General features: G+C 67.1%; 17 protein-coding genes. 10 read left to right on the top strand and 7 right to left on the bottom strand.

The window, feature by feature from the left end:
* Window positions 1-19: 19 nt before the first annotated feature.
* The 3 genes from ACYQ7X_RS07085 to ACYQ7X_RS07075 are packed head-to-tail and all read left to right on the top strand — an operon-like array spanning window position 20 to window position 3,907.
* Entirely contained in the window at window positions 20-979 is a 960-nt protein-coding gene (locus tag ACYQ7X_RS07085) for an ABC transporter permease (RefSeq protein ID WP_459696219.1), read from the top strand.
* Window positions 976-1,869, top strand: coding sequence for an ABC transporter permease (locus ACYQ7X_RS07080; protein WP_459696218.1), 894 nt, complete (start codon window positions 976-978; stop codon window positions 1,867-1,869). The genes ACYQ7X_RS07085 and ACYQ7X_RS07080 overlap by 4 nt, the downstream gene beginning before the upstream one ends.
* Entirely contained in the window at window positions 1,862-3,907 is a 2,046-nt protein-coding gene (locus tag ACYQ7X_RS07075) for an ABC transporter ATP-binding protein (protein ID WP_459696217.1), read from the top strand. The genes ACYQ7X_RS07080 and ACYQ7X_RS07075 overlap by 8 nt, the downstream gene beginning before the upstream one ends.
* Here the strand turns inward: ACYQ7X_RS07075 and ACYQ7X_RS07070 are convergent.
* Window positions 3,904-4,722, bottom strand: a complete 819-nt coding sequence (locus ACYQ7X_RS07070) for a bestrophin-like domain (protein WP_459696215.1) — start codon at window positions 4,720-4,722, stop codon at window positions 3,904-3,906. The two genes, ACYQ7X_RS07075 and ACYQ7X_RS07070, sit on opposite strands and share 4 nt — an antisense overlap.
* Before the next feature lie 143 nt (window positions 4,723-4,865).
* Between ACYQ7X_RS07070 and ACYQ7X_RS07065 the strand changes: the two genes are divergently transcribed.
* The gene (locus tag ACYQ7X_RS07065; protein WP_459696214.1) at window positions 4,866-5,570 is read left to right on the top strand and encodes a MarC family protein; all 705 of its coding nucleotides are present in this window, start codon (window positions 4,866-4,868) and stop codon (window positions 5,568-5,570) included.
* Between the two features lie 29 nt (window positions 5,571-5,599).
* A complete protein-coding gene (locus ACYQ7X_RS07060) occupies window positions 5,600-6,310 on the top strand; it encodes a MarC family protein (protein ID WP_459696213.1) in 711 nt (236 codons plus the stop codon).
* 6 nt (window positions 6,311-6,316) lie between these two features.
* On the opposite strand, the gene ACYQ7X_RS07055 is transcribed toward ACYQ7X_RS07060, so the two are convergent.
* Window positions 6,317-7,237 (bottom strand): DUF72 domain-containing protein, encoded by a 921-nt coding sequence (locus ACYQ7X_RS07055; protein ID WP_459696212.1) that lies wholly within the window; start codon window positions 7,235-7,237, stop codon window positions 6,317-6,319.
* Window positions 7,238-7,339: 102 nt separating this feature from the next.
* Between ACYQ7X_RS07055 and ACYQ7X_RS07050 the strand changes: the two genes are divergently transcribed.
* Window positions 7,340-9,181, top strand: coding sequence for an AsmA family protein (locus ACYQ7X_RS07050; RefSeq protein WP_459696211.1), 1,842 nt, complete (start codon window positions 7,340-7,342; stop codon window positions 9,179-9,181).
* Window positions 9,182-9,193: 12 nt separating this feature from the next.
* On the opposite strand, the gene ACYQ7X_RS07045 is transcribed toward ACYQ7X_RS07050, so the two are convergent.
* On the bottom strand, window positions 9,194-9,922 hold the full coding sequence (locus ACYQ7X_RS07045; RefSeq protein WP_459696210.1) for a FadR/GntR family transcriptional regulator: 729 nt from the start codon (window positions 9,920-9,922) through the stop codon (window positions 9,194-9,196).
* Between the two features lie 142 nt (window positions 9,923-10,064).
* Between ACYQ7X_RS07045 and ACYQ7X_RS07040 the strand changes: the two genes are divergently transcribed.
* From ACYQ7X_RS07040 to arfA, 4 genes are all read left to right on the top strand, one after another.
* The gene (locus ACYQ7X_RS07040) at window positions 10,065-11,357 is read left to right on the top strand and encodes an extracellular solute-binding protein (RefSeq protein WP_459696209.1); all 1,293 of its coding nucleotides are present in this window, start codon (window positions 10,065-10,067) and stop codon (window positions 11,355-11,357) included.
* A gap of 79 nt (window positions 11,358-11,436) precedes the next feature.
* Entirely contained in the window at window positions 11,437-12,315 is an 879-nt protein-coding gene (locus ACYQ7X_RS07035; RefSeq protein WP_459696208.1) for a carbohydrate ABC transporter permease, read from the top strand.
* The gene (locus ACYQ7X_RS07030) at window positions 12,312-13,145 is read left to right on the top strand and encodes a carbohydrate ABC transporter permease (protein WP_459696207.1); all 834 of its coding nucleotides are present in this window, start codon (window positions 12,312-12,314) and stop codon (window positions 13,143-13,145) included. The genes ACYQ7X_RS07035 and ACYQ7X_RS07030 overlap by 4 nt, the downstream gene beginning before the upstream one ends.
* A 9-nt stretch (window positions 13,146-13,154) precedes the next feature.
* Complete coding sequence (arfA, locus tag ACYQ7X_RS07025) at window positions 13,155-14,675, top strand: arabinosylfuranosidase ArfA (protein WP_459696206.1); 1,521 nt, start codon at window positions 13,155-13,157, stop codon at window positions 14,673-14,675.
* A 33-nt stretch (window positions 14,676-14,708) separates the two neighbouring features.
* Here arfA and ACYQ7X_RS07020 read toward each other — a convergent pair whose 3' ends face one another.
* Genes ACYQ7X_RS07020 through ACYQ7X_RS07005 form a run of 4 tightly spaced genes read right to left on the bottom strand, consistent with a single transcriptional unit; the run spans window position 14,709 to window position 18,791 of the window.
* On the bottom strand, window positions 14,709-15,653 hold the full coding sequence (locus ACYQ7X_RS07020; protein ID WP_459696205.1) for a flavin reductase: 945 nt from the start codon (window positions 15,651-15,653) through the stop codon (window positions 14,709-14,711).
* Window positions 15,653-17,575, bottom strand: a complete 1,923-nt coding sequence (dxs, locus tag ACYQ7X_RS07015; protein WP_459696203.1) for a 1-deoxy-D-xylulose-5-phosphate synthase — start codon at window positions 17,573-17,575, stop codon at window positions 15,653-15,655. The genes ACYQ7X_RS07020 and dxs overlap by 1 nt, the downstream gene beginning before the upstream one ends.
* Before the next feature lie 5 nt (window positions 17,576-17,580).
* Window positions 17,581-18,492 (bottom strand): polyprenyl synthetase family protein, encoded by a 912-nt coding sequence (locus ACYQ7X_RS07010; RefSeq protein WP_459696202.1) that lies wholly within the window; start codon window positions 18,490-18,492, stop codon window positions 17,581-17,583.
* Between the two features lie 29 nt (window positions 18,493-18,521).
* On the bottom strand, window positions 18,522-18,791 hold the full coding sequence (locus tag ACYQ7X_RS07005; protein ID WP_459696201.1) for an exodeoxyribonuclease VII small subunit: 270 nt from the start codon (window positions 18,789-18,791) through the stop codon (window positions 18,522-18,524).
* Window positions 18,792-19,021: the final 230 nt, after the last annotated feature.

Raw genomic sequence — 19,021 nt, 5'->3', positions numbered from 1 at the left:
TCGGGGGGGCGGCCGCGGCATGGGCTTGTATCGGGCAATTCTCTATCGGCTCGCGCTCGCGGTCGTCACCCTCTGGCTGCTCAGCCTCATCGTCTTCGCGGGCTGCCAGATCCTGCCGGGCGATGTCGGCCGCGCGATCCTCGGCCCCTTCGCCGATGCCCGCGCGGTCGCCGCACTCAATCACCAGCTCGGCGTCGATCGCCCGCTGCCCGTGCAGTATTGGCACTGGGTCAGCGGCATGATGCAGGGCGATATGGGCACCTCCTATACCTACCGTGCGCCGGTCGGGCCCTTCATCGCCCATGCGCTGTGGAACTCCCTCAAACTTGCCGCTCTCGCCTTCATCCTCGTCGTGCCGGCGGCGATCGCCGGCGGGATATGGGCCGCCTTGCGGGCCGGCAGCTGGATCGACCGCACCATCGTGATCGCCGGGCTTTCGGCGACGGTGGTGCCGGAATTCGTCTCCGGCATCGTGCTCATCATGGTCTTTTCGATCTGGCTGCATGTCTTTCCGCTGACCGCGACCGCCCCCGGCCGGGCGGGTTTCGGCGAGCAGCTCTACTATCTGCTGATGCCCTCCATCCCGCTGTTCATGATCCTCTTCGGCTATATCGCGCGCATGGCGCGCGCCGGCATGATCGAGGCGCTGGCGGCGGATTATACCCGCACCGCCGTGCTCAAGGGCCTCAGCCACCGGCAGGTGATCGGGCGCCATGTGCTGCGCAACGCGCTGCTGCCGACGATCACCGTGATCGCAACCCAGACGGGCTATCTCATCGGCGGCCTCGTCGTCGTCGAGACGCTCTTCAATTATCACGGCATCGGCAGCCTCATCTTCACCGCCGCCAAGGCGAAGGACTTCCCGATGCTTGCCGCCGGCATCCTGGTGGTCGGCACGGTCTATGTCTGTGCCAATCTCGTCGCCGATCTGCTCTATTCCGCGCTCAACCCGCGCATCTCCTTCGGGCGCCGCAAATGAGCGCCGCCGAAGCCCGCGACGCGGCTACCCCGCTTGCCGCCCCGGCCGCCGAAACGCCGGCGCGCATCCGCCGCGAGAAGCTGGGGCTGCTTTTCCGCAACATCCCCTTCATGGTCGGCCTCACCATCCTTCTCTTCTGGGTGGTGATGGCGATCGCCGGCCCCTGGATCGTGCCCTATGGGCCGGACGATACCGACCTCCTCAACACGCTGACCGGCCCGAGCCTGCAGCACTGGTTCGGCACCGATCAGTTCGGCCGCGATATCTTCTCGCGCGTCATCGTCGGCTCGCGCGATATCCTGATCGTGGCACCGCTCGCCACCCTGCTCGGCACCGTCGTCGGCACCATCCTCGGGTTGATCACGGGCTATGCGCGCGGCATCACCGATGATGTCATCAGCCGCATCGTCGATGCCTTCCTGGCCCTCCCGCTGCTCATCCTCGCCATGCTCGTCATCACCGCGCTCGGCATCTCCAACACCACCGTCATCCTGGTGATCGGCCTCTCCTTCGGCCTCATCGTCGGCCGCACGGTACGAGCCGCCGTGCTCGGCGAGCGGGATCTCGACTATGTGGCTGCGGCGCATCTGCGGGGCGAGGCGCCGATCTATATCCTCTTCATCGAGATCCTGCCGAACGTGATGCCGCCTATCCTGGTCGAGACCACCGTGCGCCTCGGCTACGCCATCTTCACCGTCGCCGCGCTCAGCTTCCTCGGCCTCGGCATCCAGCCGCCCTCGCCGGATTGGGGGCTCTCGATCTCGCAGAATTACGGCCTTATCGGCGGCGGCTTCTGGTGGACGGTGCTGTTCTACGCGCTCGCCATCGGCAGCCTCGTCGTCGGCGTCAATCTCACCGCCGAAGGGGCGCAGGGTGTGCTCGATGCCTGAAGCCCCGATGATCCCGCAGGGGACCGAGGCCGCCGCGCTCGCGGTGCGCGATCTCGATATCGCCTATCGCGTGCGCGGGGCCGACCGTCAGGTGATCCGCGGCCTCAGCTTCACCATCGGCCGGGGCGAGACCTTCGGCCTGGTCGGCGAATCGGGCTGCGGCAAATCCACCGTCGCCCTCGCCGTCGCGCGCTACCTGCCGAATAATGGGCGCGTGCGTGCAGGCTCCATCCAGATCGCCGGGCAGGATGCGCTGACCATGCAGGGGGAGGCGCTGCGCGCCTTCCGCGCCCGTAGCCTCGCCATGGTCTATCAAGACCCCGGTCGCGCGCTCAACCCCTCCATCCGTATCGGCCCGCAGGTCGCCGAGGTGTTCGAAATCGCAGGCGTGCCGGCGGCGGAGCGGATGGACCGCGTGCGCGCCATCCTGGAGCGCGTGCGCATCGTCGATGCCGGGCGCGTCATGGGCCGCTACCCGCACGAGCTTTCGGGCGGCATGCTGCAGCGCGTCGTCATCGCCATGGCGCTCGCAATCGACCCGACGCTGCTCATCCTGGACGAGCCGACCACCGCCCTCGATGCTACGGTGGAAGCGGAGGTGCTGGATCTCATCGAGATGCTGCGAGCGGAAATGGGCGCCTCCGTGCTCTTCATCGGCCACAACCTCGCCGTCATCCGCCGCATGTGCGCCCGCGTCGGCGTGCTCTATGCCGGCACGCTGGTCGAGGAAGGGCCGACGCGGGAGGTCTTCGCCGCGCCCCGCCATCCCTATACCCTGGGCCTGCTCCGCTGCCTGCCGCAGCCGGGCGCCTCCAAGCGCGATGCGCGGCTCGATACCATTCCGGGCTTCCTGCCGATGCGGCTGAGCGAGGTGCCGGCCTGCGTCTTCGCCCCGCGCTGCGGCCTCGCCCAGGAGATCTGCCACCGGGAGGAACCGCCGCTCATCCCGCTTTCGGCCGATCGCCGCTCCCGCTGCCATTTCCACGAGCAGGCGCCCCATCTGCCGCGGGCGACGCCGCCGGCGCCCACCATCCGCGCCGCCCGCCGCCCCGCGGTCCGCCCGGTCATCCGCGCGGCCGGGATCAGCAAGACCTTCGGCAGCCATCCGCCCATCCAGGCGCTGCGCGATATCTCGGTCGAGATCTGGCCGGGGGAGACGCTCGGCCTCGTCGGCGAATCCGGCTCAGGCAAGACGACGCTCGCCAAGATCATCATGGGCCTCACCCCGCCCGATGCGGGCGGCGTGATCGAGCTTTCGGGCGAGCGGCTGGCAGGTGTGGCGACGCGCCGCCAGCCGGCGGAGCTGCAAGCCCTGCAAATCGTCTTTCAGAACCCGGATGCGGCGCTCAACCGCAGCCAGACCATCCGGCGCATCATCGCGCGGCCGATGAGGAAACTCGGAGGGTATCGCGGCCCGCAGTTGCGCGAGCGGCTCTCCACCTTGATGGATCATATCCGCCTCGCCGAACGCTATCTGCCGATGCGGCCGCGCCAGCTTTCCGGTGGGCTCAAGCAGCGTGTCGCGATCGCCCGCGCCTTCGCGGGCGACCCGCGCATCGTCGTCTGCGACGAGCCGACCTCGGCGCTCGATGTCTCGGTGCAGGCGGCGATCCTCAACCTGCTCGCCGATCTGCAGGCCGAGCAGGGGGTAAGCTACCTCTTCGTCAGCCATGACCTGCGGGTGGTGCGCTACATTTCGGATCGCATCGCCGTGCTCTATCTCGGCCGGCTGATGGAGGTGGGGCCGGCGGAAGCGGTCTTTGCAGGCCCGCACCACCCCTATACCGAGAGCCTGCTGGCAGCCTCAGCCGAGGAAGAAGCCGGCAGCGCGCTCCGTCTTTCGGGCGAAATCCCTTCCGCCGCGCGGCCGCCCTCGGGCTGCGTCTTTCACACCCGCTGCCCGCGCAAGATCGGCGCCGTCTGCGAAACCACCGAGCCCGCGCTCATCCAGCACCAGGGGGACCACGCCATCCGCTGCCATCTGCCGCTGGCCGAGATGGGCGGGGCCGCCCGACCCGCCGCCCCCGCCGGGGCTTAAGGAACCGCTTTCGGGTAATCCATCGTCATCACCGCGCGGGAGAGCGCCTGGAAGGGCTCGACCGAGACATGGCTCGCCCCGAGAAACGGGTTGTCGAGCAGAACGATCACCACGAGCACGAGCCCGATGGAGGCGCCGAGCAGCGCCACCAGCACCGCATGCATGGCGAGACTGGGCGCCCCGAAAAGGCAGCTGAAGCCGATCAGGATGGCGGCGCCGAGGATGAGGTTCCACCAGACGACCGCCGGCAGATCGGACTCGGCGGCGTGGAAGCGGCCGCGCCGCGCATCGTAAAGCTTCGCCAGGGTCGCGAGCATCTCGGCCTGCTCCGCCTGCGCGGTCGGCGCCGTCGGCGCAAAACCGACGAGCTTGACATGGAAATCATCGAGGATACGCCAACCGCCGAGATGCGGCGGCATCGCCGCCTCCATGCGCGGCCATTCCTTGCCCACCACCGTTTCGGTGTATTTGTAGAGATCGCGCCGCAGCGCCGCGGCGAGGTCCGGCGGCAGGCTGATCGTCTCGCGATAGAGATCGTCCACCAGATTGGCTTCGGTCTGCACGAGATCGCCGACCGCCGTATAGCTCTCCCAGACGGCGACGGCGATGAAGGCCAGCAGCACGGCATAGATCACCCCGATGATGGCCAGCACGAAGCCCGCCAGGTCGTTATGCCGGCTGCGCAAGGGATGCGGCACGAAGCGATGGGTGATGATGAGCAGCAGGACCGAGAGCAGGGCCAGACCCAGCGCCGAGATCAGTACGGCGACGAAGGTGGGCAGCAGGCTGAGCCAGTGAGCGAACCCCATCAACATGCGCGGCGCACTCCCCTGGAGAATGGGCGCCATCGAAGCAGCACGGCAGGGCGGCGGCAAGGGGCCGGGCGCCGGCTGCCGGGCCTTGACCCTGGCGAGGCTCCCGTTTTTCATGCGTGCCGTGCCGCGCCGAGGGGGTGTCGATGCTTGCAAACCTGTTGCCCGGCCCGGTGAGCAGCGCGCTCGATACCTTCCTGCTCGCCTTCTCGGCGCTCTTCGCGATCGTCAATCCGATTCTCAATACCCTCATCTTCGCTGGCATCACCGCCGATCGCAGCCATGCCGAGCGGCTGCGCCTGGCGCGGCGCGTCGGCCTCTACTCCTTCCTCCTGCTGCTGCTCTCGATCTGGGCGATCTCCTATGTGCTGAACTTCTTCGGCGTCACCCTCGGCGCCTTGCAGGTCGCCGGCGGACTGACCATCGCGGTCGGCGCCTGGCGCATCCTGCATGCGCCGGAACGGCAGGAGGCGGTGAAGGAAAGCCAGGCGCTGCATGACGGGCGCACGATTTCGGCCAGCAGCGTGAACGACATCGCCTTCTTTCCGATGAGCATTCCCTTCTCGATCGGGCCGGGCACCATCTCGGTCTGCATCTCCTTGAGCGCCGACCGGCCGGCCCAGCGGGCCTGGCTCTATCTGCTCACACTCACCGCGGCGGGGCTTGCCATGGCCTTGGTGATCTGGGGGCTGTTCAGCTTCGCGGACCGTATCAGGGCTTTCATCGGCCGCACCGGCGCGCGGGCGCTCACCCGCCTCTTCGCGCTGCTGCTCCTCTGCATCGGCGTGCAGATCATCGCCGCCGGCGCCGAGACGCTGCTCACGCCGATCATCGCCGCGGCGCACGGCTGAAGCGGCGCGGAGGGGGGAGCGTAAGCGGCATGGATCTCTTCGCCCTTTTCAGCCATGCCTCCAACCTCGTGCAGGGCATCCTGATCGGCTTCCCGGCGCTCTTCTCGATCACCGATCCGGTCGGCAATGCGGTGATCTTCAGCCAGATGACGGCTGACCGCACGGAAGCTGAACGGCGGCTGATGGCGGCCCGCGTCGGGCTCTATACGCCGCTCTTTCTGCTGGCAGCACTCTGGGCCGGCTCTCCGGTGCTGCATTTCTTCGGCGTCACCCTCGCCTCGCTCAAGATCGCCGGCGGGCTCGTGGTCGTCGCCACCGGCTGGCAGCTCCTCTACGGCGCCGCCTCGGAAGAAGCCTCGGGCGATGCGGCGGCAAGGCTATCCGCCCAGCCTTCGGCTGCCGATTATGCCTTCTTCCCTCTCACCATGCCGCTCGTCGTCGGGCCCGGGGCCATTTCCGTCTCGATCACCCTCGGCGTCGCGCGGCCGGGTGCCTCGCTCGATCTTCCCTTCATGCTCGGCGTCTCGATCGCCGCCCTCATCGTCTCGGCGATCATCGCGCTGCTGTTCCGCTACGCCGGGCTGCTGGCCCGGGCGCTGGGCCCCCGCGGCTCGCTCGCGGTGCGGCGTATCGTCGCCTTGCTGCTCATCACCATCGGCGTGCAGATCGTCGCGATCGGGCTGCAAGATACGCTGGTGCCCTTCCTGCGTGGCACGATCGCCCACCACCTGCGGCCCTGACGCGGGTTACGAGCGGCGGGGGAGGGGCGCGCCGGCGCTGGAAGGCACAAGGCCCAACAGGGCCATCAGCCGCGCGGCATCGGCTGGCGCCCGCACCTTCCGATCATTGTCGAAATAGACAAAAACATCCCGCGCGGCCGGGTTGGCCGCCGCCGGCCCGACGCGCTCGGCATCCCGCGGCTCGCCCCCTCGCGCCCAAGCACGCACGCGCCGTGCCCAGTCCGCCAGCGCTGCATCGTCATAGCCGCTCGCGTACAGCTCCTCCGCCCCATGCAGGCGGCAATAGACGATACGGCCGGTGACATCCATGAGGCGCGGCCAACTCACCGTATCGGCGCATACAAGGGCGACGCCCCGCGCCCGTAGCATCTCGATGAAGCGGAGATCGCGAAAGCTCTCGTGCCGGATCTCGATCGCGTGATGCAGCGGCCGATCGGCATCGGTGGAGCAATCCACATCGCTTCCCATCCGCCCGTCATGCCGGCGGGCCAGGCGTGCCGCCTCGGCCGTGCTCATCGGCAGCAGATCGAGAAAGGCCGCGAGACGATCCGCCTCGAAGCGGAAACTCGGCGGCAGCTGCCAGAGGATGGGGCCGAGCTTGCGGCCGAGGCCGAGCAGCCCGCTCGCCATGAAATTCGCGACCGGCACCTCCACCTCGCGCAAGCGGCGGAGATGGGTGATGAAGCGTGGCGCCTTGACCGCGAAGACGAAACCCTCCGGCACGGCGGCGGCCCAGGCAGCGAAGCTCGCCGGCTTCTGCCGGCCGTAGAAGGTGCCGTTGATCTCGATCGAGCTGACCTGGCGGGCGGCATAGGCAAGCTCGTCCTTCTGCCGCAGCCCCTTGGGGTAGAAGACGCCGCGCCAGGGCGGATAGGTCCAGCCCGAAATGCCGATGCTGATCCGGCCGCCTTTCCTTTGATGCGACATCCGCATGACGCTTCCGCCCCCCTCTTGCTCCGGCGCGCCTGCCCCCTTGCGCACGCAGACAAGGCAGATGAGAAAAGAGCGTCGTTCAGAAAGGGCCGGCTGGTGAAAATATCGAAGACCCGCATCATCATCCCGTCAGTGGTCGTGCTGCTCGCGCTGGCGGCAGGCGGCGCGCAGCTCTGGGGGCAGCATGTCGCCCGGCTGCGTGTCGATGCCGCATTGGCGAGCCTGCCCGGCGGCGCCCGCGGCCAGTATGGCAGCCTGCATTATAACGTCTTCACCCGCACCCTGCGGCTCAAGCATCTTCGTATCGAGAAGGGCGGCGCCCCGGTCCTCACCGCGACCGATGCGGTGATGCACCACCTGCACGGGGCCGGCACGACGGCGGACCCGTACGCGGCGGGCAAGCTGCGGGTGGATGGCCTGCAGGTCTGGCGGCTCGGCCATCATCTCACCGCCTCCTATGTGATCGGCTCGAAGATCGCCCTGCTCGCCCCGGGCATCGCGCCGCCGGCCACCACGCCTCTTTGGCTGGCCCGGCCGAGCGTCGGCACCCTGCTCGCCGCCCAGTCCATCGAGGCCGCAGCCATCACCTTCGATGACGGGTCGAGCATCGGCGCGCTGACGGCCACCGGCTACAAGGACGGTGTTTTGCAGCAGGCGAGCCTGCGCAGCTTCGCCGACCGCACCGGCGACAAGATCGGCAGCATCAACGGCACGGATATCGACCTCAACGGCCTCGACCGCGTCTTCGATACCGGCCGCTACCGGCCCGGTGCGCCGGTCTGGCCGGCGCCGCGCAGGTTGATCGGCCATCTCGACCTCTCGGGCATCGCGGGCGAGGACCAGGGCAACCGCCTCGGCATCGAACATATGGCGGCGGATGATTTCGCCGCCCGGCCCTTCGCCCTCTCGCCGACCGGGCAGAACACGCAAAAGCGTGCCTTCATCCTCGATGCCGCCCAGGCGCTCAGCCTCGGTTCCGCCTCGCTCAGCGGCCTGTCCTTCACGGATGGCGCGAGCAAGACCGCTGGCACGCTCGGCGCCTGGAACCTGATGGGCTATGGGGGCGGGAAGCTCGCCCTCACCTCTTTCCGGGATCTCGCGATCCGCCGGGCGGGTGTGCCCCTCACCAGCATCGGCGGCTTCCGGCTGGCCGGGGTGAATGCCGCGCCTCTGCTGCAGATGCCGCCCGACGCCACGCTCTACGACTGGCTGCGGAGCTTGCAGAGCGGCAAGGTGAGCATCGGCAAGCTGCAATTCAGCTCGGTCGCCCTCGCCATAGGCCCGCAGGCAACTGTGACGATGAAGAATTTCGAAGAGACGCTGGACGGCGGAACGCCGCTGCGCGGCAGCCTCACCCTCCAGGGCCTGGTGCTGCCCGGCAGCCTTTCGCCCGAGCTGGCGGCCATACTCACGCCGATCGGCCTGCACCGCCTGGTGCTCGACCTGCAGGAGACCGCGGATTTCAACTATGACAAGCGGGACTCGACCATCGACCCCCTGGTGCTGACGGCGGAGGGTCTCGGCAGCCTGAAATTCTCCGGCTATATCGCGGGCCTGCCGGTAACGAACTCGCCCACGGAGGATCCGACCGTCGTCCTCGGCGAACTCGGCTCCGTCGCCCTCGGCCCCTTCACCCTCACCTTCACCAACCAATCGCTGGTGCAGCGCATCCTCGCGATGATGGCCAAGCAATCGGGCAAGACGCCGGAGGAAGTCGCCTCCGAAGCCGGGGTTGCCGCCTCCTTCTTCGCCGCCACCGTCGCGCCGAGCCAGCCCGATGCCGGGCCGCAGGTCGCGGCATTCATCGCCCATCCGGGCGAGTTGACGCTGACCGCCGCCCCTGCGAGCCCGGTGAAGGTTCAGGATCTGATGGGCGCGGATCTGCGGGCGGCGCAAGCCGCGCTCAATCTGCGGCTCACCGCGAATGGCGGCAAATAAGCGCCCGCACCCTCACGGCCGGGGCTCCGCCGGCGGCAGATAGCGGCGCTGCCAGTTGAGGAGCAGACGTTCCATGGCGGCGGCGGCTTCAAGCCCGGCACGGGCGAAGACAGCCGCCGCCACGCTTTCATGGAGCGCGACATCCTCCGCCGGATCGGTCGCTTCCCCGCGCGGATGATCGAAGGACAGCCGGAGCGCGGATTTCACCGCGCTGCCGATGGTGATGAAAAGCCCGTTGCGCGAGGCGTTGATCACACCAAGATGAAAGGCGAGCGCCGCTTCCGCGCAATCGCGCGGCGGCAGCTTCTCGGCATAAGCCGCGGCGAGTTCGCCGCAATGGCGGCGGATCACCGCATGGTCCTCGGCCAGCCCGTCGCGAGCGGCGAGGAAGGCGGCGCGCGGCTCGAAGCAGAGGCGCATCTCGAAGATATCCTGAAGGATCTTGCCGTCGGACTGCGCGGACAGCCGCCAGGCCAGCACATCCCGATCGAGCAGGTTCCAGTCGTGAAACGGCAGCACCCGCGTGCCGACGCGGGGTGAGACCTCCACCAGCCGCTTGGCGATCAGCGCCTTGACCGCCTCGCGAATGACTGTGCGGCTGACACCGTAGATCTCGCAAAGCTCGCCCTCCACCGGCAGGCTGCCGCCGGGCGCAAACTCGCCGGCGACGATGCGCATGCCGAGGCTGCGCTCGATCCGCGCGCTCATCGTTCCACCGATGACGAGATCCCGTTCCAGCATCGCCTTGTCCCCTCCCCGCTGATCCCGTTTCGGTGAAAAGGGATCGACAGGCTGAATGGCAATATGATAATACCATTGATCAAGAAGGGAAAGGCAGGCGCTCTGCGCCGCACGATCCCCATAAAACATGAGGAGGAAGCTCATGAGAAGAAAAGGCCTCTGGGCCGCGGCGTTTCTCGTGGCCGCATTGGGAAGCGGGGCGGCGTCGGCGGCGCCCAAAATCCATGTCGTCTGGTGGGATTTCCTGAGCGGCGGCGATGGCGCGCGCATGAAGGCGATGATCCGGGAATTCAACGCCACCCATCCGGATATCGAGATTGACGCGACAACGCTGCAATGGGGCACCCCCTTCTATACGAAGGTGCAGACCTCGGCGGCCGTCGGCCAGGGCCCCGATATCATGACCTATCACCTCTCCCGCCTGCCGCTTGGCGTTTCGACCGATACGCTGAGGCCCTTCACCCGCTCGGACCTCGCGCAGATGGGCCTTTCGGGCAAGGATTTCGTGCCGGCCGATTGGGCGGCGGCGCATGTCGGCGGCAAGCTCTACGCCATCCCGCTCGATATCCACTCGATCATTCTCTACTACAACAAGGATCTGCTGCAGAAGGCCGGGCTTCTGGGCAAGGACGGGCTGCCCCAGGGGCTGAACGGCATCCAGAACTTCGACGCCGCGCTTAAAAAGCTCACGGGGGCGAACGGCGCCGAATACGGCGTCTCCTTCGCAAGCGATGATAATGACGGCGCCACCACCTGGCGCATCTTCTACACCCTCCTCAACCAGATGGGCGGCACCTTCCTCAAGGGCGATCAGATCCTGCCGGGCGATAGCACGCAGAAGGCGGTGAAGGCGACGGAGGCAATCGCCGATTGGATCAAGCAAGGCTGGGCACCGAAACTGACCGACTACCCAGCCTCCATCGCGCTCTTCACCTCCGGCAAGGCCGCGATGCACATCAACGGCGTGTGGGAAGTGCCGACCATGGTGGACCTTGCCAAATCCGGCAAGCTTGGCTTCCAATGGGGTGCGGTGCAGATCCCGGTCTTGTTCAATCAACCGGCGACCTGGGCGGATTCGCATTCCTTCGCCATCCCCAACCGGCGCGGCAATCCGGTTCCTCCGGAGAAGCTGAAGGCGGATTTCACCGTCATCGCCTGGATCGAGCATCATGCCATCATGTGGGCCGGGGCTGGGCATATTCCGGCCTACCTGCCGGTGACGGACAGCACCGCCTTCAAGCAGATGCAGCCGAACGCGACCTATGCCTCGCTCGAAAAAACCGCGGTCTTCGATCCGCGCTCCAAGATCGCGGGCGTCGCTTCGCCGGTGTACGAGGCGAGCCAGAACTTCATTCAGCCCGCGATCAACGGCCAAATCCCCGCGAAAAAGGCCATCCCGATGCTGAAGGACAACCTCGAACAGGATATGCAGTGAGATGCCGGGGGGCGCCTCCGTCCCCATGGCACGGCACGCGCGCAGGGAAGCCGCGGCAGGGCGGCGGAGCACGCCGCGCGTGAGGGGGCGGCGCGGCCAGGGCCGCACCGCCATCCTCTTCGTGGCGCCCTTCCTGCTCGTCTATCTCGTCATCTTCATCTACCCGAGCCTCCGGATGCTCTATATGAGCTTCACCCGCGCGCCGCTGATCGGGGCGGGGCATTTCGTCGGCCTTGCCAATTACCGCCGGCTCTTCCGGGATGATCTGTTCCAGGGCTCCGTCATCCATACCGGCTATTTCGTGCTGCTCACGGTTGTGCCGACGACGCTGCTCGGCCTCGGCATCGCGCTCATGGTCTCGCGCCTTCGCGGCTGGCTGCAAAGCCTCGTCCTCGCCTGCTTCTTTCTGCCCTATATCCTGCCCGTCACCGTCGTCACACAGATCTGGCAATGGATGCTCGATCTGCAGTTCGGCATCGCGCAGCATCTCATCCGGCTCTTTGCGCCGCAGGGCATTTCCGTCTTCGCGAGTCCGGGCTGGGCCATGCCGATGGTAGCGGTCGTCACCATCTGGTGGACGAACGGCTTCAACGTGCTGCTCTTCATCGCCGGGCTGCGGAATATCCCGCAGGATTACTACGATGCCGCGGCCCTCGATGGTGCCGGCTCCCTTGCCCGCTTCCGCAGCATCACCTGGCCGTTAATCTGGCCGGTCACCGCCCTCGTGCTGACCATCCAGCTCATCCTGCAGCTCAAGATCTTCGATCAGGTCTATCTGCTGACGGCGGGCGGGCCTTTCGATTCCACCTATGTGCTGGTGCAGTATATCTACCACCAGGCTTTCGTGCTCAACCACGGCGGCTACGGCGCGGCGGTCGCGGTCTTTCTCTTCCTGCTCATCATCGTCTTCTCCGTGCTGCAATATCAGCTGCTGCGCCTCAGGGGAGAGGCAAGATGAGGCGCATCCTCGCCCGCCCGCAGGCGACGCTCGCGACGCTGCTGGCCCTGGTCTGCGCCGCGGTCTGGGTCTTTCCGCTCTATTGGGCGATCGTCACCTCGCTGCAGCCGGAATACGATGTCGTCCGCCCCGGCATCCATTTCCTGCCGCGGCTCTGGACACTGGCCTCCTATCTCTACGTCTTCGCCCATACCGATATCGGCCGCTGGTATTTCAACGCGCTGGTGACATCGGTGATCATCACCGCCCTCGTCATCCTCATGAGTGCCGCCTGCGGCTATGCCATCTCGCAGCTGCGCTTTGCCGGTCGGCGGATGCTGTTCGGAATGATCCTGGCGAGCTTCATGGTGCCGATGCAGGCGCTGATGATCACGCATTTCATCCTGATGAACAATTTCGATCTCGTCGATCGGTGGGGCGGCGTCATCCTGCCGCAGCTCGTCGTGCCGGTCGCCGTCATCGTCTACAAGCAGTTCTTCGATTCGATCCCGCGCGAATTCCGCGAAGCGGCGGTGGTGGACGGCGCGGGCGAATGGCGCCTCTTCCTCGGCGTCTATCTGCCGATGAACTGGGGCATCACCACAGCACTCGCCATCATTACCTTCATCGCCGCCTGGAACAACTTCCTCTGGCCCTTCCTCGTCACCAGCACCAACCGCGCGATGACGGTCACCGTCGGCATCGTGCAGGTGCATGATGCCTTCGGCGTGCAATACGCGCGCAACATGGCCTCCGCGGTGCTGGCCGCACTGCCCGTCGCCATCGCCTATCTCATCTTTCAGCGCCGTGTCACCGAGGCGGTCATGCTCTCGGCCGGCATCAAGGGATAAGACAACGCCATGCCTGAAGCGAGCCTCGTCGTCGATCGTGATTTCGTCATCGCCGATCTCGACCGGCGGATTTTCGGTGCCTTCGTCGAACATATGGGGCGCTGCGTCTATACCGGCATCTACGAGCCCGGCCACCCGGAGGCCGATGCGGAAGGCTTCCGCGAGGACGTGCTGGCGCTGACGCGCGAGCTTGGCCCCACCATCATCCGCTACCCCGGCGGCAACTTCCTCTCAGGCTATGACTGGCGGGATGGCGTGGGCCCGCTGGAGGAGCGGCCGGTGCGGCGGGATCTCGCCTGGTTCTCGACCGAGACCAACCGCTTCGGCACCAATGAATTCATCAACTGGTGCCGCAAGGCCGATATCGAGCCGATGTTCGGCGTCAACCTCGGCACCAAGGGGCCGGACGAGGCACGGCAGTTCCTCGAATACTGCAACCATGCCGGCGGATCGGCGCTCTCCGATCTCCGCCGCGCCCATGGTTGGGAAAAGCCGCATGACGTGAAGTTCTGGTGCCTCGGCAACGAGATGGATGGCCCCTGGCAGATCTGCCACAAGACGGCGGCGGAATATGGCCGCGCGGCGCTGGAGACGGCGAAAGTCATGCGCTGGGTCGATCCCACCGTGCAACTCGCCGCCTGCGGCTCCTCGCATCGCAATATGCCGAGCTTCGGGGCCTGGGAATACGAGGTGCTCGACCACTGCTTCGACGAGGTGGATTTCATCTCGCTGCACACCTACTTCCGCAACGATGCCGATGATATCGGAGAATATTTTGGTGTCATCGAGCTGATGGACACCTTCATCCGCGAGGTTGTCTCGATCGCCGATGCGATCGCCGCCAAGCGCCGCTCGCGCAAGCGCATCATGCTCTCCTTCGACGAATGGAACGTCTGGTATCGCACGCATCAGATCGAGCATATGCGCCGCCCCGGCTGGCCGGAGGCGCCGCGGTTGATCGAGGAGGTCTATAATGTCGAGGATGCGCTGATCGTCGGCGGCGCGCTCATCACGCTCATGAACAATGCGGATCGGGTCAAGGCCGCTTGCCTCGCCCAGCTCGTCAACGTCATCGGCCCGATCATGACCGAGCCGGGAGGGGCTGCCTGGCGGCAGACGATCTTCCATCCCTTCGCCCTTGCCAGCCGCCACGGCCATGGGCGCGTCATGCAGGCGCGCGCCACCTCACCCGGCTACAGCGCGAAATCCTTCCCCGAAATCCCCTATCTGCTGGCGACCGTGATCGACAATCCGGCCGACGGCACGACGACGATCTTCGCCATGAACCGCCACCAGAGCGAACCGCTCGACCTGCATGCCATCCTGCGCGGCCTTGGGCAGGAGCGTCAGCTGGTCTCGGCCATGGAAATCAGCGATCCGCATCTCAAGACGGTCAACACGCGCGAGCGGCCGAACGCGGTGGCGCCCCGCACGCTTGCCGCGGTGCGGGTGGAGGGCGAGACGGTGCGGGCGCAACTCAAGCCCTGTTCCTGGAATGTCATCGTCACCCGCGCGGGCGGGCGGGGCTGAGCCGGCGCGCGTGAGTGGAGGAGCAGGGCCCGCTTAGCCCTGCTCGTCGCCTGCGCCGATCCGCTCCAGGAAGCGGCGGAGCAGGCGGCGCTCCTCGCGCGTGAAGCTGCCGAGCGCCCTATCCTCGATGCGGCCGATCTCCTGCGTCGCCGCCTCGATCGCGGCATGGCCCGCCTCGGTCAGGGCGATCGCGCCACCCTCCTTGGGCGCCTGCACGAGGCCGCGTTCCGCCAGCCCCTCCACCAGCAGCAGGGTCGCGGTTTCGGGCGCGGGGCCGGCCCAATCCTCCAGCTGCTCCAGCGTCAGCGGCAGGTCGATCAGGCTGCGGAGGATTTCGTATTCGCCGAGCGTGACGCTGCCAGGCCCATCCTCCTCGCCCAGCCGCGCCTCCACCTGGCGCAGCAGCGCATCCTCGGCGCGCACGAGCAGTTCGGAAAGCAGTGCGATCGAGCCCTCGCCGCCGGCCGTGGTCGCGCCCTGCGGCTCGTTATGGATGAAGGTGCCGTAGCGGCCGCCATGAAAGGCCAGCGGCGGGTGGCCGTCATGATCGAAATGATCGACCGCGCCCACCAGGATGATATGGTCACCGCCCTCATGCCGATGGGTGATGCGGCATTGGAAGCGCGCGGCGCAGCCGGTCAGCAGCGGCACCCCGCCCTCGCCGCGCTCCAGCACGAGGCCGGCGAAGCGGTCGTTCCCAGGCCGGGCAAAGCGGCCGGAAAGACCTTCCTGCTCGACCGAGAGGATATGCACGGCGAAGCGCTCCGCCTCCATGAAGGCGGCGAAGCAGGAGGAGGTTTTCGCCAGGCTCCACAAGACCATCGGCGGATCGAGCGAGACGGAATTGAAGCTATTCGCCGTCATCCCGATATCGGCGCCCTCGGCGCTCCGCGTGGTCACGATCGTCACGCCGGTCGCGAAGGAGCCGAGCGCGTTGCGGAACAGCCGCGCGCGGTCGAGCACAGCGGCGGCTGGCATCAGGCCCGCACCGCGCCGGCACCGGCACCCTGGCCGAGGGCGGAGAGCGCCGTCTCCACGATATCGCGCGCGGTGAGCTTCGCCTCGATCGACTGGCCGGCCGGGCTGTTATGGTCGATCAGCCGGTCGGGGATCACCATCGGGCGCACCTTCACCCCCGTCTCCAGCAAGCCCGAGACCGCCATGTGGTGCAGCACCGCGGCGCTGAAGCCGCCGGCGACGTTATCCTCGATGGTGATCAGCACCTCGTGATGGCGCGCCAGCTGGTTCACCAGCGCGGTATCCAGGGGCTTCATGAAGCGGGCATCGGCGACGGTGGTCGAAAGCCCGCGCGTCGCCAGTTCCTCGGCCGCCTTCATCGCCTCGTAGAGCCGCGGGCCGAGCGCGAGGATGGCGATCTTGCTGCCTTCGCGCATCACCCGCCCGCGCCCGAGTTCAAGCACCTCGCCGCGTGCCGGCAGTTCGAGGCCAAAGCCCTCGCCGCGCGGATAGCGGAAGGCGCTCGGCCGGTCGTCGATCGTGGCGGCGGTCGCCACCGCATGCATCAGCTCCACCTCGTCCGCCGGCGCCATCACCACCATGCCGGGCAGGCAGCCCATGAAGCAGCGGTCATAGACACCGGCATGGGTATGGCCGTCGGCGCCGACCATGCCGGCGCGGTCCATCGCGAAGCGCACCGGCAGGCTCTGGATCGCCACGTCATGCACCACCTGGTCGTAGCCGCGCTGCAGGAAGGTGGAATAGATGGCGACGAAGGGCTTCATCCCCTCGGTCGCCATGCCGGCGGCGAAGGTCACCGCGTGCTGCTCGGCAATGCCGACATCGAAGGTGCGGGAGGGAAATTTCTTGGCGAAAGCATCGAGCCCGGTGCCCGAGGGCATGGCCGCCGTCACCGCGACGATCGTGGGGTCGCGCTCCGCCTCGATGGCGAGTGCCTGCGAGAAGACCTTGGTATAGCTCGGCGGGCCGGGCGGCGCCTTGCCGAGCTCGCCGGTCACCACATTGAAGCGGGTGACGCCGTGATACTTGTCCGGGCTCGCCTCGGCGGGGGCATAGCCCTTGCCCTTCTGCGTCACCACATGCAGCAGGACGGGGCCGCCCTCCTCATGGTCGCGCAGATTGCGCAGCACCGGCAGCAGGTGGTGCATGTTGTGCCCGTCGATCGGGCCCACATAGTAGAAGCCGAGTTCCTCGAACAGCGTGCCGCCGGTGAGGATGCCGCGGGCGTATTCCTCGGCGCGCTTGGCCGTCCGCTCGATCGAGCGGGGGAAGCGCTTCGCCATCTTGGCGGCGAGATCGCGCAGGTTGAGGAAGGAGCGGGAGGAGATGAGGCGGGAGAGATAGGCGCTCATCGCCCCCACCGGCGGCGCGATCGACATATCGTTGTCGTTGAGGATGACGATGAGGCGGCTTTTCATCGAGCCCGCATTGTTCATCGCCTCATAGGCCATGCCGGCGCTCATCGAGCCATCGCCGATGACGCAGATGATCTGCTGGTCGCTCCCTGGCTCCTTCAGATCCCGCGCCACCGCCATGCCGAGGCCGGCGGAGATCGAGGTGGAGGAATGGGCGGCGCCGAAGGGGTCGTATTCGCTTTCGCTGCGGCGGGTGAAGCCCGAAAGGCCGCCCGGCTGGCGCAGCGTGCGGATGCGATCGCGCCGGCCGGTCAAAATCTTGTGAGGATAGGCCTGATGGCCGACATCCCAGATCAGCCGGTCGCGCGGGGTTTCGAAGACGGCATGGATCGCGACGGTCAGTTCGATCACGCCGAGCGCCGAGCCGAGATGCCCGCCGGTGACGGAGACGGTATCCACGACCTCGGCCCGCAGCTCTTCCGCGAGTTCCGCCAGCTGATCCGCCGAGAGATTGCGCAGATCGGCCGGGTAGCGCACGCGGTCGAGCAGAGGGGTATGCGGGGGCATGGGCGTCAACTCCGTCTCGAAACCACGAAATCGGCGAGGGCGGTAAGAGTGGACGCCTTTTCGCCGAAGCTCGCGAGGTAATTGGCCGCCTGCTCGGCCAGCATAACGGCATGGGCGCGGGCCTGCTCGATCCCCATGATGGAGACCATCGTCGCCTTGCCGGCGGCGGCATCCTTGCCCACGGTCTTGCCGATCTCCTCCTCGGTGCCTTCGCTATCGAGGATATCGTCGGCGATCTGGAAAGCGGCGCCGAGGTCGCGGCCGAAGGCCGCGATCAGATGGCGCTGATGGGCGGGCGCACGGCCGAGGATGGCGCCCGCCTCCGCACTATATTGGATGAGGCGGCCGGTTTTCAGCGCCTGCAGGCGGGTCACCTCAGCGCCGGAAAGCTGCTGGCCTTCGGCGAGCATGTCGATCATCTGGCCGCCGACCATGCCGCGCGCGCCCGCCGCGGTGCCGAGGGCGGCGACGAGTTCGCAGCGCGCCTGCGGGTCCGAATGGGTGTCGATATCGACCAGAACCTCGAAGGCGCGCGTCAGCAGCGCGTCGCCGGCGAGGATCGCCGTCGCCTCGTCGAAGGCGCGGTGGCAGGAGGGCTGCCCGCGGCGCATATCGTCATCGTCCATGGCGGGCAGATCGTCATGAACCAGGGAATAGGCGTGCAGCATCTCGACCGAAGCGGCGACCCGCGCGGCACAGGCCGGGGCGACCGAGAAGAGCCCCGCCACCTCCATCACCAGGAAGCCGCGCAGGCGCTTGCCACCGCCGAGCACGGCGTAGCGCATGGCCTCGATAAGGCGCTTTTCCTGGCCATCCGGCAGCGGCAGCAGAACGTCGATCGCATGCTCGACCTCCTGCGCCCGCCGCTTCATCAATTCGGCGAGCCTGGACGCCTGCTCGCTCTCCATTGCCTTCATCCGCGTTTCACTCTCGGTTCAAAAGCCTGTCATTCGACCGCGCGGGTCGCGAGGGCGCCATCCGCACGCTCGACGATCGCCTGGATTCGCGTCTCCGCCTCGGCGAGCTTCGCCTCGCAATGGCGGCGGAGTTCGCTGCCCCGCTCGAAAGCGGTGACCGCATCCGCGAGCTTCTGCTGGCCGCTTTCCAGCCCACGGACGATACGCTCAAGCTCGGCCAGGGCGTCTTCGAAGGATAAATGCGCGACATTGCCGTCCAAGGCGGCGGCAGGTGTCGGGTCCGGGGGCGGGGCGGCCATCAGGCGCTCTCCGCGGGGAGGGGGAAGCAGGAATCAAACATGAGCATTCTCGTAATCCTTTTGCCGCGGCAGCGCCAACCCCTCCTTTCCGCAAAGCCATTCTTCCGCGGGAAGACCGATCCGCCTGGGCCTGGGCCGGCCCGGAGCGCAACGCACCCCTCCCCTGTTCTCCTTTCGCTCGCGATCTGCGGCAAATTTAGGCTAGGAAGCGCCTCTCCTTACGTGGAAAT

Source organism: Acidisoma sp. C75 (genome assembly GCF_054665095.1).
Note: the sequence above shows the minus strand (reverse complement) of the source record. Positions and strands in the feature narration are given on the sequence as shown.

Excerpts from the sequence above, each read along its gene's own strand:
- ACYQ7X_RS07085 (WP_459696219.1), top strand. The coding sequence starts at position 20 with ATGGGCTTGTATCGGGCAATTCTCTATCGGCTCGCGCTCGCGGTCGTC.
- ACYQ7X_RS07080 (WP_459696218.1), top strand. The coding sequence starts at position 976 with ATGAGCGCCGCCGAAGCCCGCGACGCGGCTACCCCGCTTGCCGCCCCG.
- ACYQ7X_RS07075 (WP_459696217.1), top strand. The coding sequence starts at position 1,862 with ATGCCTGAAGCCCCGATGATCCCGCAGGGGACCGAGGCCGCCGCGCTC.
- ACYQ7X_RS07070 (WP_459696215.1), bottom strand. The coding sequence starts at position 4,722 with ATGTTGATGGGGTTCGCTCACTGGCTCAGCCTGCTGCCCACCTTCGTC.
- ACYQ7X_RS07065 (WP_459696214.1), top strand. The coding sequence starts at position 4,866 with ATGCTTGCAAACCTGTTGCCCGGCCCGGTGAGCAGCGCGCTCGATACC.
- ACYQ7X_RS07060 (WP_459696213.1), top strand. The coding sequence starts at position 5,600 with ATGGATCTCTTCGCCCTTTTCAGCCATGCCTCCAACCTCGTGCAGGGC.
- ACYQ7X_RS07055 (WP_459696212.1), bottom strand. The coding sequence starts at position 7,237 with ATGTCGCATCAAAGGAAAGGCGGCCGGATCAGCATCGGCATTTCGGGC.
- ACYQ7X_RS07045 (WP_459696210.1), bottom strand. The coding sequence starts at position 9,922 with ATGCTGGAACGGGATCTCGTCATCGGTGGAACGATGAGCGCGCGGATC.
- ACYQ7X_RS07040 (WP_459696209.1), top strand. The coding sequence starts at position 10,065 with ATGAGAAGAAAAGGCCTCTGGGCCGCGGCGTTTCTCGTGGCCGCATTG.
- ACYQ7X_RS07030 (WP_459696207.1), top strand. The coding sequence starts at position 12,312 with ATGAGGCGCATCCTCGCCCGCCCGCAGGCGACGCTCGCGACGCTGCTG.
- arfA (WP_459696206.1), top strand. The coding sequence starts at position 13,155 with ATGCCTGAAGCGAGCCTCGTCGTCGATCGTGATTTCGTCATCGCCGAT.
- ACYQ7X_RS07020 (WP_459696205.1), bottom strand. The coding sequence starts at position 15,653 with ATGCCAGCCGCCGCTGTGCTCGACCGCGCGCGGCTGTTCCGCAACGCG.
- dxs (WP_459696203.1), bottom strand. The coding sequence starts at position 17,575 with ATGCCCCCGCATACCCCTCTGCTCGACCGCGTGCGCTACCCGGCCGAT.
- ACYQ7X_RS07010 (WP_459696202.1), bottom strand. The coding sequence starts at position 18,492 with ATGAAGGCAATGGAGAGCGAGCAGGCGTCCAGGCTCGCCGAATTGATG.
- ACYQ7X_RS07005 (WP_459696201.1), bottom strand. The coding sequence starts at position 18,791 with ATGGCCGCCCCGCCCCCGGACCCGACACCTGCCGCCGCCTTGGACGGC.